16 protein-coding genes and 1 pseudogene are annotated in these 15,189 nt (G+C 59.0%); 11 read left to right on the top strand and 6 right to left on the bottom strand.

What is annotated here, in order from left to right:
* Positions 1 to 202: 202 nt before the first annotated feature.
* From groL to M0814_RS23775, 4 genes are all read right to left on the bottom strand, one after another.
* Positions 203 to 1,849 (bottom strand): chaperonin GroEL, encoded by a 1,647-nt coding sequence (groL, locus tag M0814_RS23790; RefSeq protein ID WP_003227683.1) that lies wholly within the window; start codon positions 1,847 to 1,849, stop codon positions 203 to 205.
* Positions 1,850 to 1,899: 50 nt separating this feature from the next.
* Positions 1,900 to 2,193 carry a co-chaperone GroES gene (locus M0814_RS23785; RefSeq protein ID WP_003227685.1) on the bottom strand — a complete coding sequence of 98 codons (294 nt, stop codon included), beginning with the start codon at positions 2,191 to 2,193 and terminating at the stop codon, positions 1,900 to 1,902.
* Between the two features lie 259 nt (positions 2,194 to 2,452).
* Complete coding sequence (locus tag M0814_RS23780; RefSeq protein WP_003227687.1) at positions 2,453 to 2,929, bottom strand: FxsA family protein; 477 nt, start codon at positions 2,927 to 2,929, stop codon at positions 2,453 to 2,455.
* A 65-nt stretch (positions 2,930 to 2,994) separates the two neighbouring features.
* Positions 2,995 to 3,726: a DUF2470 domain-containing protein gene (locus tag M0814_RS23775; protein ID WP_103484879.1), complete on the bottom strand. Its 732-nt coding sequence runs from the start codon at positions 3,724 to 3,726 to the stop codon at positions 2,995 to 2,997.
* Between the two features lie 164 nt (positions 3,727 to 3,890).
* Here M0814_RS23775 and M0814_RS23770 point away from each other — a divergent pair, with 164 nt between their 5' ends.
* A complete protein-coding gene (locus M0814_RS23770; protein WP_016773416.1) occupies positions 3,891 to 4,649 on the top strand; it encodes an SDR family oxidoreductase in 759 nt (252 codons plus the stop codon).
* Positions 4,646 to 4,759: pseudogene (locus tag M0814_RS23765) on the top strand (metal ABC transporter ATP-binding protein); the annotation flags it as partial. The gene M0814_RS23770 and the pseudogene M0814_RS23765, both read left to right, overlap by 4 nt.
* Before the next feature lie 19 nt (positions 4,760 to 4,778).
* Here M0814_RS23765 and apbC read toward each other — a convergent pair.
* Positions 4,779 to 5,873, bottom strand: a complete 1,095-nt coding sequence (gene apbC / locus M0814_RS23760; RefSeq protein WP_003227693.1) for an iron-sulfur cluster carrier protein ApbC — start codon at positions 5,871 to 5,873, stop codon at positions 4,779 to 4,781.
* A 319-nt stretch (positions 5,874 to 6,192) separates the two neighbouring features.
* Between apbC and metG the strand changes: the two genes are divergently transcribed.
* From metG to M0814_RS23720, 8 genes are all read left to right on the top strand, one after another.
* Positions 6,193 to 8,244, top strand: a complete 2,052-nt coding sequence (metG, locus tag M0814_RS23755; RefSeq protein WP_103484880.1) for a methionine--tRNA ligase — start codon at positions 6,193 to 6,195, stop codon at positions 8,242 to 8,244.
* A gap of 132 nt (positions 8,245 to 8,376) precedes the next feature.
* The gene (locus tag M0814_RS23750) at positions 8,377 to 8,946 is read left to right on the top strand and encodes an Rnf-Nqr domain containing protein (protein ID WP_103484881.1); all 570 of its coding nucleotides are present in this window, start codon (positions 8,377 to 8,379) and stop codon (positions 8,944 to 8,946) included.
* Positions 8,943 to 10,157 carry an electron transport complex subunit RsxB gene (gene rsxB / locus M0814_RS23745; RefSeq protein WP_103484882.1) on the top strand — a complete coding sequence of 405 codons (1,215 nt, stop codon included), beginning with the start codon at positions 8,943 to 8,945 and terminating at the stop codon, positions 10,155 to 10,157. Before M0814_RS23750 ends, rsxB begins: the two co-directional genes overlap by 4 nt.
* A complete protein-coding gene (locus tag M0814_RS23740) occupies positions 10,144 to 11,127 on the top strand; it encodes an RnfABCDGE type electron transport complex subunit D (protein WP_103484883.1) in 984 nt (327 codons plus the stop codon). Before rsxB ends, M0814_RS23740 begins: the two co-directional genes overlap by 14 nt.
* Positions 11,124 to 11,729, top strand: coding sequence for an RnfABCDGE type electron transport complex subunit G (locus M0814_RS23735; RefSeq protein WP_103484884.1), 606 nt, complete (start codon positions 11,124 to 11,126; stop codon positions 11,727 to 11,729). The genes M0814_RS23740 and M0814_RS23735 overlap by 4 nt, the downstream gene beginning before the upstream one ends.
* The gene (locus M0814_RS23730) at positions 11,726 to 12,307 is read left to right on the top strand and encodes an Rnf-Nqr domain containing protein (protein WP_003227705.1); all 582 of its coding nucleotides are present in this window, start codon (positions 11,726 to 11,728) and stop codon (positions 12,305 to 12,307) included. Before M0814_RS23735 ends, M0814_RS23730 begins: the two co-directional genes overlap by 4 nt.
* A complete protein-coding gene (gene nth, locus M0814_RS23725) occupies positions 12,304 to 12,942 on the top strand; it encodes an endonuclease III (protein ID WP_103484885.1) in 639 nt (212 codons plus the stop codon). Before M0814_RS23730 ends, nth begins: the two co-directional genes overlap by 4 nt.
* A gap of 107 nt (positions 12,943 to 13,049) precedes the next feature.
* Positions 13,050 to 13,229, top strand: coding sequence for a hypothetical protein (locus tag M0814_RS23720; RefSeq protein WP_103484886.1), 180 nt, complete (start codon positions 13,050 to 13,052; stop codon positions 13,227 to 13,229).
* 86 nt (positions 13,230 to 13,315) lie between these two features.
* Here the strand turns inward: M0814_RS23720 and M0814_RS23715 are convergent, their stop codons facing one another.
* The gene (locus tag M0814_RS23715; protein ID WP_003227711.1) at positions 13,316 to 13,942 is read right to left on the bottom strand and encodes a response regulator transcription factor; all 627 of its coding nucleotides are present in this window, start codon (positions 13,940 to 13,942) and stop codon (positions 13,316 to 13,318) included.
* Between the two features lie 504 nt (positions 13,943 to 14,446).
* On the opposite strand from M0814_RS23715, the gene M0814_RS23710 reads away from it, so the two are divergent.
* Complete coding sequence (locus M0814_RS23710; RefSeq protein WP_103484887.1) at positions 14,447 to 15,100, top strand: hypothetical protein; 654 nt, start codon at positions 14,447 to 14,449, stop codon at positions 15,098 to 15,100.
* The last annotated feature ends 89 nt before the right edge of the window (positions 15,101 to 15,189 follow it).

Genomic DNA, 15,189 nt, shown 5'->3' with positions numbered 1-15,189 from the left:
TTATCGCAGGAACACAGATCCCAATGTGGGAGCGAGCCTGCTCGCGAATGCTGTGTATGCGTCACAGCTGTAGTGAACGCTGGATGGCTTTCGCGAGCAGACTCGCTCCCACAGGGGATGGTGTGAAGCCTGGAATCCGGGCAATAAAAAAACCCGCCTGCTCATCGCAGGCGGGGTTTTTCGTTACAGGGGTAAGGCTGGCTTACATCATGCCGCCCATGCCACCCATGCCGCCCATGTCTGGCATACCGCCGCCAGCAGGAGCCGCTTTCTCTGGAGCGTTAGCGACAGCAGCTTCGGTGGTCAGGATCAGACCGCCAATCGAAGAGGCTGCTTGCAGAGCGGAACGGGTTACCTTGGTTGGGTCCAGGATGCCCATTTCGATCATGTCGCCGTATTCGCCAGTCGCAGCGTTGTAACCGAAGTTACCTTTGCCGTTCTTCACTTCGTTGACGACTACGCTTGGCTCGTCACCGGAGTTGGCAGCGATCTGGCGCAGCGGCGCTTCAACAGCGCGACGCAGTACAGCGATACCGACGTTCTGGTCAGCGTTGTCGCCGGTCAGTTCGGTCAGGGCTTCCAGAGCACGGATCAGCGCAACGCCACCGCCAGGTACCACGCCTTCTTCAACGGCTGCACGGGTCGCGTGCAGGGCGTCTTCAACGCGGGCCTTCTTCTCTTTCATTTCAACTTCGGAACCAGCGCCAACCTTGATCACTGCAACGCCGCCGGACAGCTTGGCCAGACGCTCTTGCAGTTTTTCACGGTCGTAGTCCGAGGAAGTTTCAGCAACCTGGGCGCGGATCTGAGTGATACGGGCTTCGATGTCGCCTTGTACGCCAGCACCGTCAACGATGATGGTGTTTTCCTTGGACAGGGTCACGCGCTTGGCGTTACCCAGGTGCTCCAGGGTGGTGCTTTCCAGGCTCAGGCCGATCTCTTCGGAGATCACGGTACCGCCGGTCAGAACGGCGATGTCCTGCAGCATGGCCTTGCGACGGTCGCCGAAGCCTGGAGCCTTGACGGCTGCAACCTTGACGATGCCACGCATGTTGTTCACTACCAGAGTCGCCAGGGCTTCGCCTTCAACGTCTTCGGCAACGATCAGCAGTGGACGGCCGGCTTTGGCAACGGCTTCCAGCACTGGCAGCATTTCGCGGATGTTCGAGATCTTCTTGTCGACCAGCAGGATCAGCGGGCCGTCGAGCTCGGCAACCATGGTGTCTGGCTTGTTGACGAAGTACGGGGACAGGTAGCCACGGTCGAACTGCATGCCTTCTACAACCGACAGTTCGTTTTCCAGGCCCGAGCCTTCTTCAACGGTGATCACGCCTTCTTTACCGACTTTTTCCATGGCTTCGGCAATGATGTCGCCGATGGAGTTGTCGGAGTTGGCGGAGATGGTGCCTACCTGAGCGATAGCCTTGGTGTCAGCGCATGGCTTGGACAGGGCTTTCAGCTCTTTGACGATGGCGATGGTCGCTTTGTCGATACCGCGCTTCAGGTCCATCGGGTTCATGCCGGCAGCGACGGCTTTCAGGCCTTCGTTGACGATCGACTGAGCCAGAACGGTAGCGGTGGTAGTACCGTCACCAGCGTCATCGTTGGCACGGGAGGCAACGTCTTTGACCAGCTGCGCGCCCATGTTTTCGAAGCGATCTTCGAGTTCGATTTCTTTGGCGACGGAAACGCCGTCCTTGGTGATGGTCGGAGCGCCGAAGCTCTTCTCGAGGATCACGTTACGGCCTTTCGGGCCCAGGGTCGCTTTTACCGCGTCAGCCAGAACGTTGACGCCTTTGAGCATCTTGGAGCGGGCGGCATCGCCGAACTTAACTTCTTTAGCAGCCATGATCGATATTCCTTAAATACTTTGTAGTAACGGGAAAATGAGCGGGAAAATCAGCCTTCCAGTACAGCGAGAATCTCGTTCTCAGCCATTACCAGCAGGTCTTCGCCGTCGACTTTCACAGTGTTGCTGCCGGAGTAAGGACCGAACACAACCTTGTCGCCGACTTTAACGGCCAGCGCACGCACTTCACCGTTTTCCAGAGTCTTGCCTGGACCTGCAGCGACGATCACACCGTGGTTGGCTTTTTCAGCAGCCGAACCTGGCAGGACGATACCGCCAGCGGTTTTCTTTTCTTCTTCGCTGCGACGGATGACGACGCGGTCATGCAGAGGACGAAGCTTCATTGTCGATCTCTCCTAATTGTGGTTTTCATCGGCCGGTGTAGTCCCGGCGGGTTTAACAAATCCGGCCTGCGCCGGTTGCGATTCGTCGAGCGAACCGCGGAAGTCTGTCCGACTCAAATGCCGGAAACCTTTCGGTGACCGATACATAAGGGCGCATATGCTTATTACAAGGGTGGGGGGCAAAAATTTTTCATCGATTTGCCCCTTGAATGCCGCGCATAAAGAAACGGCACCCGAAGGTGCCGTGTCGATACAGGGGTTACTTGCTGTCGCGATGTTCGAACTCGCCTTCGATCACATCACCCTCGCGCCCAAGAGGCTGGCGCGGTGCAGGACCGCCTCGGGGTTGCAGGTCGTCGGCGAAGGCACGCTGACGCATCGCCTGTTCTTCGGCGCGCTGGCGCATCTTGTTCGCCAGCAGGCGACGGGTGAACGGCAGCAGCATCACCAGACCGACCACGTCACTGACGAAGCCCGGCAGGATCAACAGGCCACCGGCCAGTGCCAGCATCAGGCCTTCAAGCATGGTCTGTGCGGGCAACTCACCGCGATTCAGGCTTTCACGGGCACGCAGCGCAGTTGCCAGACCGGCGACGCGCAGTACGAACACACCGAACATCGAGCCGAGAATGATCAGCAGCAGGGCCGGGAAAAACCCGATAGCCCCTGCCACTTTGACGAATACGAACAGCTCCAGCACCGGAAACAGCAGAAAGAGCAACAAAAAAGGGCGCATCAAAGATTCCTCAACGCAAGAAATGCCTTGCAGTAAGCCTTAGATGACGTCGCCCTTTCGTGAATTCAAGCGTCGGCCACCGCATTTTTTGGCCAGACCTCGGCGTGAGCCAGAGAAACCAAGGCTTCGCGCACTTGTATCGGCGTATGACAAGGGGCTTGAAACGGCAGCCAGTACAGCGCCTGACCGATGCGCAGGTGCATGCCCTCGCTGTCGATCCCGGCCAGTTGTGCCGGTTCGGTTTTCGGCAGCCCGCTGAGTTCAACATAGTGGGCGATGGCTTTGGCGTGATCGCTGTTCATGTGCTCGACCATGCTGATTTCCGCCTTGCCAGCGAACGGGTTGGCCAGGGTCAGCTGATCGACCCAGTGAATCGCGCCGAAACCGCCGATGTAGCGATGACGCACAGGGTTGAGCACCCAGAAATCGAAGTCGTGGGCCTTGTGGTAGTTCTGCGAATCGGGGAAATAACGGTAGTAACGCTCGGCGGCGGCTTCGATGGCAGCCGGCTCTTCGAGCTTCTGCGCCTCGGCCAGATAGGTCAGGCGACCAACGGCCTGCACGTCGTCGGCATCGCGCTCACCCACCAGCAGCGAACATTTCGGGTCCTTCTGCAGGTTGTGGGTGTGCTGGGCAATGCGGCTGATCAGGATCAGCGGGCGGCCCTGCTCATCCAGGCAATACGGCACCACTGAGCCAAACGGGAAACCGGGCATCGATTTGGAGTGGGTCGACAATACGCCACGGTATTCCTTGAGAAGCAATTCTCGGGCATTCTTGGCCGCTTCAACGCTCAATTTATGACTCCTTATATAGAATCCGTCGAAAAAACGGACAGGCGCCTGGGGATAAGTCCCGGTCACGCCATCGGGCAATGCTCATGTGCAATCTGGCCATAACCGGTACGGATCGAGCGTCGCCAATAACAAAAACCACTCAGACCGGCTATCGGGGCATGCGAATGCAACTCAACGACAAAGTAATCATTATCACCGGCGGTTGCCAGGGTTTGGGCCGTTCCATGGCCGAGTATTTCGCCGGCAAAGGCGCGAAGCTCGCGCTGGTCGACCTCAATCAGGAAAAACTCGACGACGCGGTGGCAGCCTGCAAGGCCAAGGGCGTCGAGGCGCGCAGCTATCTGTGCAACGTGGCCAATGAAGAACAGGTTGAGCACATGGTCGCCCAGGTCGCCGAAGATTTCGGCGCGATCCATGGCCTGATCAACAACGCCGGGATCCTGCGTGACGGCCTGCTGCTAAAGGTCAAGGATGGCGAAATGACCAAGATGAGCCTGGCCCAGTGGCAGGCAGTGATCGACGTCAACCTGACCGGCGTGTTCCTCTGTACCCGTGAAGTGGCGGCGAAAATGGTCGAGCTGAAGAACAGCGGCGCGATCATCAACATCTCGTCGATCTCCCGCGCTGGTAACGTCGGCCAGACCAACTATTCCGCCGCCAAGGCTGGCGTGGCCGCCGCCACCGTGACCTGGGCCAAGGAACTGGCGCGTTACGGCATTCGTGTGGCGGGCATTGCGCCGGGCTTCATCGAAACCGAGATGACCCTGGGCATGAAGCCGGAAGCGCTGGAGAAGATGACCTCGGGTATTCCGCTCAAGCGCATGGGCAAGCCGGAAGAGATCGCCCATTCGGCGGCGTACATCTTCGAGAACGACTACTACACCGGGCGGATTCTGGAGATGGATGGCGGGTTGCGGATCTGACTGGCAATACAAAAACCAGTGTGGGAGCGGGCTTGCTCGCGAAAGCGGTGGATCAGACAACTCATCGGTTGAATGACACGCCGCATTCGCGAGCAGGCTCGCTCCCACAGTGCTGTCCTGAGTAAGACCTCAATCGTCGCTGATGCTGATATTAGGCATCGCCGGCGTCGCCGCTTCCTGCAACACAATGCGCGCGCCGACGTGGCGAGCCAGTTCCTGGTAGACCATGGCAATCTGGCTGTCCGGCTCGGCGATCACCGTTGGCTTGCCGCCATCGGCCTGCTCGCGGATCAGCATCGACAGCGGCAGCGAGGCCAGCAGTTCGACGCCATATTGGGTCGCCAGCTTTTCGCCACCGCCCTCACCGAACAGGTGCTCGGCATGTCCGCAGTTCGAGCAGATGTGCACGGCCATGTTTTCCACCACGCCCAGCACCGGAATGTTGACCTTGCGGAACATTTCCACGCCTTTGCGCGCGTCCAGCAACGCCAGATCCTGCGGGGTAGTGACGATCACCGCACCGGCCACCGGGACTTTCTGCGCCAGGGTCAGTTGGATGTCGCCAGTGCCTGGCGGCATGTCGATCACCAGATAATCCAGGTCACCCCACGCGGTTTGCGTAACCAGTTGCAGCAGTGCGCCGGAGACCATCGGCCCGCGCCAGACCATCGGCGTGTTGTCGTCGGTCAGGAACGCCATCGACATGACTTCGACACCGTGGGCCTTGAGCGGCACAAACCACTTCTGATCCTTGACCTCGGGGCGGGTGCGCTCGGGGATGCCGAACATGATCCCTTGGCTCGGGCCATAGATATCAGCGTCGAGAATCCCCACTTTGGCGCCTTCGCGGGCCAGCGCCAGCGCGAGGTTGGCGGCGGTGGTCGACTTGCCCACACCCCCCTTGCCCGAAGCCACGGCGACCACGTTCTTGACGTTGGCCAGGCCCGGGATCTGCGCCTGAGCCTTGTGCGCGGCGATCACGCTGTTGACCTCGACCTTGGCGATCGTCACGCCATCGAGGTTTTCGATGGCCAGTTGCAACAACTGCGCCCAGCCGCTCTTGAACAGACCGGCGGCGTAGCCGATTTCCAGCTGAACCTTGACGCGGTCGCCATCGATCTCGATGTGCTTCACGCAACCGGCGCTGACCGGGTCCTGATTCAGGTAAGGGTCGGTGTATTGGCTGAGGACGGCTTCCACCGCTGCGCGAGTGACGGCACTCATGGGCAACTCCGATAACAAGACTGGGAAAAGATGGCGGGTATCGTACCCCGCAGATTGATTTGTGGTCAGGCGATTTATGCTTCGACTCGACTTTGTGGCGAGGGAGCTTGCTCCCGCTCGACTGCGCAGCAGGCGCAATCAGGCTTATCCGGTCTATCTGACATTGCCGGGATGGGGCGGCTGCGCCACCCAGCGGGAGCAAGCTCCCTCGCCACAATTATTGTGTTCAAGTCATCCGGAAACAGGTGCACAGGGTGAAAAATATGCGCCAGCGCTTTATAGTGGCCGACCTCCGTTTCATCAAGTAGCGAAGCCCCACATGTCCGAACCACGCAAGATCCTCGTCACCAGCGCCCTGCCCTACGCCAACGGTTCGATTCACCTTGGCCACATGCTGGAATACATCCAGACCGATATGTGGGTGCGCTTCCAGAAGCATCGCGGCAATCAATGCATCTATGTCTGCGCCGACGACGCCCATGGTTCGGCGATCATGCTGCGTGCGGAAAAGGAAGGCATCACTCCGGAACAACTGATCGCCAACGTGCAGGCTGAACACAGCGCCGACTTTGCCGAGTTCCTGGTCGACTTCGACAACTTCCACTCCACTCACGCCGAAGAAAACCGTGAGCTGTCGAGCCAGATCTACCTGAAGCTGCGTGACGCCGGGCACATCGCCCAACGCTCGATCACCCAGTATTTCGACCCGGAAAAGAAAATGTTCCTGGCCGACCGCTTCATCAAGGGCACCTGCCCGAAATGCGGCACTGAAGACCAGTACGGCGACAACTGCGAAAAATGCGGTGCGACCTACGCCCCGATCGATCTGAAAGATCCGAAGTCGGCGATCTCCGGTGCCACCCCGGTGCTCAAGGATTCCCAGCACTTCTTCTTCAAGCTCCCGGACTTCCAGCAGATGCTGCAGACCTGGACTCGCAGCGGCACCCTGCAGGACGCCGTGGCCAACAAGATCGCCGAGTGGCTGGACGCCGGCCTGCAGCAGTGGGACATCTCCCGCGATGCGCCGTACTTCGGTTTCGAGATCCCGGACGAGCCGGGCAAGTATTTCTACGTGTGGCTGGATGCGCCGATCGGCTACATGGCCAGTTTCAAGAACCTCTGCAACCGCACGCCGGAGCTGGACTTCGACGCGTTCTGGGGCAAGGACTCCACCGCCGAGCTGTACCACTTCATCGGCAAGGACATCGTCAACTTCCACGCGCTGTTCTGGCCCGCCATGCTCGAAGGCGCCGGTTTCCGCAAGCCGACCGGGATCAACGTGCACGGCTACCTGACCGTCAACGGCCAGAAGATGTCTAAGTCCCGCGGCACCTTCATCAAGGCCCGTACCTACCTGGATCACCTGTCGCCGGAATACCTGCGCTACTACTACGCGGCCAAACTGGGCCGTGGCGTCGATGACCTCGACCTGAACCTCGAAGACTTCGTGCAGAAGGTCAACTCCGACCTGGTCGGAAAAGTGGTCAACATCGCCAGCCGCTGCGCCGGTTTCATCCAGAAGGGCAACGGCGGCCTGCTGGTCGACAACAACGCTGCGCCAGAGCTGACCGAAGCGTTCCTCGCTGCTGCGCCAAGCATTGCCGATGCCTATGAAGCACGCGATTTCGCCCGCGCCATGCGTGAAATCATGGCCCTGGCCGACCGCGCCAACGCGTGGATCGCCGACAAGGCGCCTTGGTCGTTGAACAAGCAGGAAGGCAAGCAGGATGAAGTCCAGGCGATCTGCGCCACCGGCATCAACCTGTTCCGCCAACTGGTGATCTTCCTCAAGCCAGTGCTGCCGTTGCTGGCCGCCGACGCCGAGGCCTTCCTCAACGTCGCCCCGCTGACCTGGAACGACCACACCACGCTGCTGGCCAACCACCAGTTGAACGAATTCAAACCGTTGATGACCCGCATCGACCCGGTAAAAGTGCAAGCCATGACCGACGCCTCGAAAGAAGACCTGACCGCCAGCCAGACCGATACCGGTGCCGCCGCGCCTGCGGGCAATGGCGAACTGGCCAAGGATCCGCTGTCGCCGGAAATCGACTTCGACACCTTCGCCGCCGTCGACCTGCGCGTCGCCCTGATCGTCAAGGCCGAACACGTGGAAGGTGCCGACAAACTGTTGCGCCTGACCCTGGATATCGGTGACGAGCAGCGCAACGTGTTCTCCGGGATCAAGAGCGCTTACCCGGATCCGTCGAAACTCGACGGTCGCCTGACCATGATGATCGCCAACCTCAAGCCACGGAAAATGAAGTTCGGCATCTCCGAAGGCATGGTGATGGCAGCCGGCCCTGGCGGTGAAGAAATCTACCTGCTGAGCCCGGACAGCGGCGCCAAGCCGGGTCAACGCATCAAGTAAGACCCAGCGGTAAAACGATCCCACAGGCATGTTCTGCAGGCCTGTGGGATTTTTCATATCTGGCCCACCCTTCGCGGGTGCCGGATAATGCCTAACCTTGAGTGACACCCGCCCGTTTCTGCCGGCAGAACCATGACCGAACTTGCGCTTACGCTGATCAGTGCCGCCCTGCTCAACAACTTCGTGTTGCACTGGCCGCTGGGCGTCGATCCGCTGCTGGCCGGCAGTCGGCGCCAAATGCATGCGCTGGGGTTGGCGACGGCGTGCCTGATGCTGAGCGTTGGCATCATCGGTTACCTGATCTGGCACTGGCTGCTGGTGCCGCTGCAACTGCAGGCACTGCAGCTATTTGTGTTCTTGCCGCTCAGCGTGCTGCTGATCGCACCGCTGCTGAAGCTGCTGGATCGCGGGCTGCCTGACTGGCCGTTCGATGGGCTATGGCCGCTGTTGCTGGGCAATGCCGGCGTGCTCGGGCTGGCATTGATCAATGCGCAAAATGATCGCGGCCTGCTGCAGGCAACGGCGCTGAGCATTGGCGCCGGGCTGGGTTTCTGGCTGGTGCTGAGCCTGTTCAGCGACTTGCGCGAACGCACCGCGGACAACGACATTCCTCTGCCCTTTCGCGGCTTGCCGATCGATCTGATCGGCGCCGGACTGATTGCAGTGATTTTTCTCGGATTCAGTGGACTGATCAAAACATGAGTCTGATTCAACTCATCGATGCCCTCCTGCCGCAGACCCAGTGCGGCAAATGCGGCCACCCCGGGTGCAAACCCTATGCGCAAGGCATCGCCGATGGCGAACCGATCAACAAGTGCCCGCCGGGGGGCGACGAAACCATTGCCGCCCTGGCTGAACTGTTGAAGGTGCCGGTGCTGGAACTGGACATCAGCCGTGGCACGGCGCCGCCGCAAGTGGCCTACATCCGCGAAGCCGAGTGCATCGGCTGCACCAAGTGCATTCAGGCCTGCCCGATCGACGCCATCGTCGGCGCGGCGAAACTGATGCACACCGTGCTGATCGACGAATGCACCGGTTGCGACCTGTGCGTGGCGCCGTGCCCGGTGGATTGCATCGAGATGCATCCGCTGCCGCTCGGCACCTTGCCGGTGGTCGGTGGCCTGGCGTCCAGCCTTGAAGAACAGCGCGCGCGCATGGCCAAACGCGATCATGCACGCCAGCGTTTTGAACGCCGCAACGCCCGCCTGCAGCGCGAAGAACAGCAGAAACAGGCTGAGCGCGAAGCCCGGGCGCGGCGCGCAGCGCAACCGGCGGTGGCCACCCTCGACCCGGTGCAAGCCGCTCTGGAGCGGGTGCGCGCGCAGAAAGCCGCGACCGCCGATGCGGCGCTGAAAAAAGCCAAGATCGACGTCGCCATGAGCCGTGCGCAATTGCACAAATCGCTGAAAGCCTTCGGCCATCCACCGACCTTCGAACAGCAATCGCAACTGATCGTGTTGCAACAGCAGTTCGAAGCCGCCGAACAGGCACTGGCGAAACTCGAAAGCAGCGCCACCGCTGCTCCAGCCGCTGCGGCCCCGGCCCCGGCGAAGGACGCGGATCTGAAGCGGGCGAAAATCCAGTTGGCCATGCGTCGCGCCGAATTGAAAAAGGCGCAGACCGCCGAAGCGCCAGCGGAGCAGATCGCCACGCTGGAACAGGCACTGCATGACGCCGAGCAGGCCCTTCACGCTGCCGAAGCGGCAAGCGAACAGCCTGCGCCTGATCTGGTGCGCGTAGAAAAGCGCCCGATCGACAGCCAGCTTCGCCAGTTGAAAACCGAACTGGCCTACGCCCGCGCCGACCTGAACAAACTCGAACGCCGCGCCGACACGCCGAGCGAAGCCCTCGACAAAGCCCGCGCCCGCCTGCAGGCGGCCGAGCGTCAGGTGCAAGATCATGTCGCCCCGTGAGGCACCGGATGATCGCCTGCAACAGGCGATGAAGCGGGTGTTGCTGGCCACGCTGCCGGGGCTGCTGGCACTGTTCTGGTTTTACGGCTGGGGCGTGTTGATCAATCTGATCCTGGCGGCGAGCAGCGCACTGCTGGTCGAGGCCGGTGTCACTCGCCTGCGCCGACAACCTTTGCAACCGACGCTCAGCGATGGCAGCGCACTGGTCAGCGCAACATTGCTGGCCGCCGCCCTGCCACCCTATTGCCCGTGGTGGCTGACCGTTACGGCGATAGCTTCAGGTCTGCTGTTCGGCAAGCATCTGTACGGTGGCATCGGCAAGAATCCGTTCAATCCGGCCATGCTCGGTTTCGCCCTGGCGATGCTGCTGTTCCCGCAGCCGATGACCCACTGGCCGGCGCATGGCATGAATCTGCAGGCCGCTTTTGCGCAAGTCTTGAATCTGGGCCAGGCGCCGGACGCCTGGGTGCAGGCCACCGCACTGGACAGTCTGCGCATCAACAAAAGCCTGACCCGGGATGAGCTGTTCGCGGCCAACCCGGCGTTCGGCCGCTTCGGTGGACGCGGTGCGGAGTGGATCAATCTGGCGTTTCTCGCTGGCGGGCTGTGGCTGTTGCAGCGCCGGGTGATTGCCTGGCAAGCGCCGGTCGGCATGCTGGCCAGCCTGTTTGTCGTCAGCCTGCTCTGCTGGAACGGCTCGGGTTCCGATTCCCACGGCTCACCGCTGTTTCATCTGCTGAGCGGCGCGACCATGCTCGGTGCGTTTTTCATCATTACCGAACCGGTGTCCGGCGCCAAAAGTCCGCTGGCCCGGCTGCTGTTCGGCGTGGGGGTCGGCTTGCTGACCTACCTGATCCGCACCTGGGGCGGCTACCCGGACGGTGTCGCGTTTGCCGTGTTGCTGATGAATCTCGGTGTACCGGCTCTGGAGCGTTTTGCCGCTGCCCGCCAGACGCAGGTGCAATCATGAACCGCGCGGCTACGGTCGTGACCCTTGTGCTGCTGGCTGGCGCCGGTCTCGGTTTGACCTATGTCATGCAGCGCGCCAGTGCGCCGCAGATTGCCAGCGAGCAAGGCCTGATCGACAGCCGCAAATTGCTGGATGTACTCGCGGCCGATGCCTACGATAATCAGCCGCTGGAGCAGCCGCTGGCGTTGATTGATACGACGTTGAGCCACAGCACGCTGCTGGCAGGTTACCGCGCAAGCAAATCCGGTCAGCCAGTGGCAGTGTTGTTGCGCACCCAGACCGAGGGCTACGCCGGGGTTATCGAACTGCTGATCGCCATCGATGCCAACGGCAGACTGCTGGGAGTAAAAACCCTGCGGCAAAACGAAACACCGGCGCTCGGCGGACTCATTGGCGACTGGCCGAACCAGTGGCTGGCGACGTTTACCGGCAAGTCGCGCAACGCACCTGACGACGCTGGCTGGGCACTGAAAAAGGATCAGGGACAGTTCGATCAACTGGCGGGCGCCACCATCACATCCCGCGCCACTCTCAATGCCATCCATGACGCTCTGCGCTACTTTGACGAGCACCGGGCAATCTTGCTGGGGACCGGATCATGAACCGGCCGACGAATCTGACGAACACTTTGACGCTGATGCTGCTGCTTGGCACCAGCGCGACACTGGCTGGCGCACTGGGCATGTTGTTGATGTCGAGTGCCGTTGTGGGGATTTACAGCGTGTGCATCGCCCCACTGCGCTTGCGGTTATCTGGCAACAGCCTGTTGCTGGCCAGTCTGCTGCTGGCCGCCACTCTGACCAGTTGTGCCAATATCCTCGCGCAGCGCTGGGCGTTGCAGTGGCAACAGTCACTCGGGATCTATGGCGGGTTGATCGCCTTGCAATGCGTAGTGCTGGAATACAATGGATTCTTTCGTCAGGCGCTTGCCCAGCGCCTGACGTTTTTTGGCCTGTCGAGCGCGCTGCTACTGGCGCTGGCCGTACTGCGTGAACTGTTCGGTCAGGGGCACATCGGCCGCGTTCTGTCCGAGCATTGGCAAGGACTGGTTCTGTTCAGCGACGGGCTGCACCTGCTCACCCTGGTTCCCGGCGCCTTCATCCTGCTCGGACTCCTGATCGCTGCCCGCCAGGCCTGGACCCGCTCGAACGCTCTCTCCAAGGAAACACATCATCCATGAATGCCGCAAAACGTCTGGAAATCTTCCGCAGACTTCATGAAGACAACCCCGAGCCGAAGACCGAGCTGGCCTATTCCTCGCCGTTCGAGTTGTTGATTGCGGTAATCCTCTCGGCGCAATCTACCGACGTTGGCGTCAACAAGGCCACGGCCAAACTGTTTCCGGTGGCCAATACCCCTGCGGCGATCCACGCGCTGGGCGTCGAAGGGCTGTCCGAATACATCAAGACCATCGGCCTCTATAACAGCAAAGCGAAAAACGTTATCGAGACCTGTCGCATGCTGGTCGAACGGCACAATGGCGAAGTCCCGCAGACGCGCGAAGAACTGGAAGCGCTGCCCGGCGTTGGCCGCAAAACGGCCAACGTAGTGCTCAATACCGCTTTTCGTCAGTTGACCATGGCGGTCGACACGCACATTTTTCGCGTGAGCAACCGCACCGGCATTGCCCCGGGCAAAAATGTGGTCGAGGTGGAAAAGAAGTTGATGAAGTTTGTGCCGAAAGATTACCTGCTCGACTCTCACCACTGGCTGATTCTGCATGGTCGCTATGTGTGTCTGGCGCGCAAGCCACGCTGTGGCAGCTGCCGGATCGAAGATTTGTGCGAGTACAAACACAAAACCTCGGACGATTGACTGGCTATTGGAATAATTGATTCGTCGATTGAAAAAATCTTTTTTACCCGCAGCAGGAATATCGATATAAGGAGCGCCAAAGGCAGTCTTAGCCTGGAGTTCACCTTATGACTGACACCAAAGAACAACTGGATGTAGATGACGATTTCACAGCCGTGGAAACCGACGACGCCGAACCTGTCGTCGAGGTCGCCAAGACCAATCTGAGCAAACGTCGCACCATCGATAACCTGCTTGAGGAGCGCCGACTGCAAAAGCAATTGGCCGATTACGATTTTGATCTCTGATACTTGAAAGCCTCCCGAACCGGAGGCTTTTTACTTTCCGGGAATCCGACACCGAGCGGTCCATGATCCGTCAGCAAACAGGACCATCAGACCAGCCCGTTGCGTTGCGCCAGCTCAATCAGGTCCACCAGCGACCGAGCATTGAGCTTCAATAACAAACGGGTCTTGTAAGTGCTGACCGTTTTGTTGCTGAGAAACATGCCGTCGGCGATTTCCTTGTTGGTCTTGCCCCGCGCCAATTGCTGCAACACCATCATTTCCCGCCCGGAAAGGCGGTCTACCATATCGGCCTCACTGGCATTACCGAGGCTGGTTCGCACGGTATGCAGGGCCTGGTTTGGAAAATAGCTGTATCCGGACAGTACGGCCTTGATCGCACTGAGCAACTCTGTCAGATCCTGCTGTTTACAGACATACCCCGCCGCCCCCGACTGCATGCAGCGCATCGAAAAATGCCCGGGTGCCTGAGAGGTCAACACCAGAACTTTCAATGGCATCGGTGTCGAGTTCAGACGGGCAATAACTTCCAGACCATCGAGCTTCGGTATTCCAATATCCAGAATAACGATATCCGGCATTTGTTCACGCGCAAGTTGCAATGCATCCACACCATTATCTGTTTCGGCAATAACTTCGTAGCCATGACGTTCCATCAGCATACGCACAGCAAGACGAATGACGGGGTGATCATCCACGATCAGCACTTTATTCATGGGCAAGTCCAGTTTCGCTGTTCGAATTTTTAGAACCCGCACAATAGCCTAGTCACTTCCGACATGGCACAAGAGAGTTCCGTCACACTCACAGCCAAAGACATTCCCTACATCAAAAAAAGACTATTCCTACAAAAAACCGCCACTGGTGATATTGGCAAGCCCCGGCCGTTTCTCTGACCACGCCTTGGACGTGAAAAATACTACGCACTGCAACCCAAGCCGGCTCACTGATCCAGAGCCTCTCGCGCAAGAAGAGACTGCAAGAATTGCTGTTGTCGAATGACAGCGCACTGCTGAGGCCGGACAGCCTCAGGCTGACAATCGATTGTAAAAACAACAGCAAGAACGCCACCACACACTTTAAACAATCAACGTCTGAAACAAGATACTTCTACCCAACGAATTTTATTTAATATAAAAAAGAGCATCAGACGCAAAACTTCACCCACATGAAATCATTCAATAAACACATTGGAAAAACACACTTAATGAGCAAACACCATGATAAAAATCAGAAAAAAAATCACCAACCCCATGACGGTAATTGCAATATTTGCATTTATTTCCGAATCGTCGGCGGCCATCTCCCTGCCTTTTCTTGATAACGATGAAAGAGAAGTCTATATCTGGTTCCTGATCAGCTTCCCGTTTTACTTGCTGTTGCTGTTTTTTTTAACGCTGAACTTCAACTACCGTTCATTGTATGCGCCGTCGGACTTCGACAAGGACGACAGTTTTCTAAAAGTCTTTGATGAGTTGAAGCAGACAGAGAATATCCCCTGTTCGTCCCCGGCACGCGGAGCACCAGGCGGTCAGGAGTGGACGCTGCCTGAACGCGGCGTTGACGTATCCTGCCCGGAGCGAGCGTGGATTGAGCACACCATCCAACTGCCCAAATCCATGGGCACGTTGCGCGCCATCGATGTACGTCCGCTGAACAGCACACAGGCGTTCAATGCACTGGCCGAACATTTTCCTCAGCTTGGCAAGCAATCGGCCAAGGCAGTGGTATTTTTGACCGACTCAGCGTCTGACGCTCTGCTCAAGCAAATTACCCTCAGCCTTGTCAAACAAGCGAAAAAAAACGGAGGCGCCAAACTTTTCGTTGCTTATAACGTGAGCACGCAAAGTACTACGGTGCTGAGGGGGGAATGAGACGCAGAGTAGATGCCTGAAGTGGACATTCAAGAAAATGCTGGAATTGACCTTAACAACACATGTTGCGGGTTAACGTCAGACAACCA

This window comes from Pseudomonas sp. MWU12-2020, from assembly GCF_023100605.1.
In the GTDB taxonomy this organism is placed as follows: domain Bacteria; phylum Pseudomonadota; class Gammaproteobacteria; order Pseudomonadales; family Pseudomonadaceae; genus Aquipseudomonas; species Aquipseudomonas fluorescens_H.
The sequence above is the reverse complement of the archived record's forward strand: the minus strand, read 5'-3'. Positions and strand labels throughout refer to the sequence as shown.

Excerpts from the sequence above, each read along its gene's own strand:
- M0814_RS23770 (WP_016773416.1), top strand. The coding sequence starts at position 3,891 with ATGCAACTCAACGACAAAGTAATCATTATCACCGGCGGTTGCCAGGGT.
- M0814_RS23740 (WP_103484883.1), top strand. The coding sequence starts at position 10,144 with ATGTCGCCCCGTGAGGCACCGGATGATCGCCTGCAACAGGCGATGAAG.
- M0814_RS23715 (WP_003227711.1), bottom strand. The coding sequence starts at position 13,942 with ATGAATAAAGTGCTGATCGTGGATGATCACCCCGTCATTCGTCTTGCT.
- M0814_RS23785 (WP_003227685.1), bottom strand. The coding sequence starts at position 2,193 with ATGAAGCTTCGTCCTCTGCATGACCGCGTCGTCATCCGTCGCAGCGAA.
- metG (WP_103484880.1), top strand. The coding sequence starts at position 6,193 with ATGTCCGAACCACGCAAGATCCTCGTCACCAGCGCCCTGCCCTACGCC.
- M0814_RS23735 (WP_103484884.1), top strand. The coding sequence starts at position 11,124 with ATGAACCGCGCGGCTACGGTCGTGACCCTTGTGCTGCTGGCTGGCGCC.
- M0814_RS23720 (WP_103484886.1), top strand. The coding sequence starts at position 13,050 with ATGACTGACACCAAAGAACAACTGGATGTAGATGACGATTTCACAGCC.
- apbC (WP_003227693.1), bottom strand. The coding sequence starts at position 5,873 with ATGAGTGCCGTCACTCGCGCAGCGGTGGAAGCCGTCCTCAGCCAATAC.
- M0814_RS23780 (WP_003227687.1), bottom strand. The coding sequence starts at position 2,929 with ATGCGCCCTTTTTTGTTGCTCTTTCTGCTGTTTCCGGTGCTGGAGCTG.
- nth (WP_103484885.1), top strand. The coding sequence starts at position 12,304 with ATGAATGCCGCAAAACGTCTGGAAATCTTCCGCAGACTTCATGAAGAC.
- M0814_RS23730 (WP_003227705.1), top strand. The coding sequence starts at position 11,726 with ATGAACCGGCCGACGAATCTGACGAACACTTTGACGCTGATGCTGCTG.
- groL (WP_003227683.1), bottom strand. The coding sequence starts at position 1,849 with ATGGCTGCTAAAGAAGTTAAGTTCGGCGATGCCGCCCGCTCCAAGATG.
- M0814_RS23750 (WP_103484881.1), top strand. The coding sequence starts at position 8,377 with ATGACCGAACTTGCGCTTACGCTGATCAGTGCCGCCCTGCTCAACAAC.
- M0814_RS23710 (WP_103484887.1), top strand. The coding sequence starts at position 14,447 with ATGATAAAAATCAGAAAAAAAATCACCAACCCCATGACGGTAATTGCA.
- rsxB (WP_103484882.1), top strand. The coding sequence starts at position 8,943 with ATGAGTCTGATTCAACTCATCGATGCCCTCCTGCCGCAGACCCAGTGC.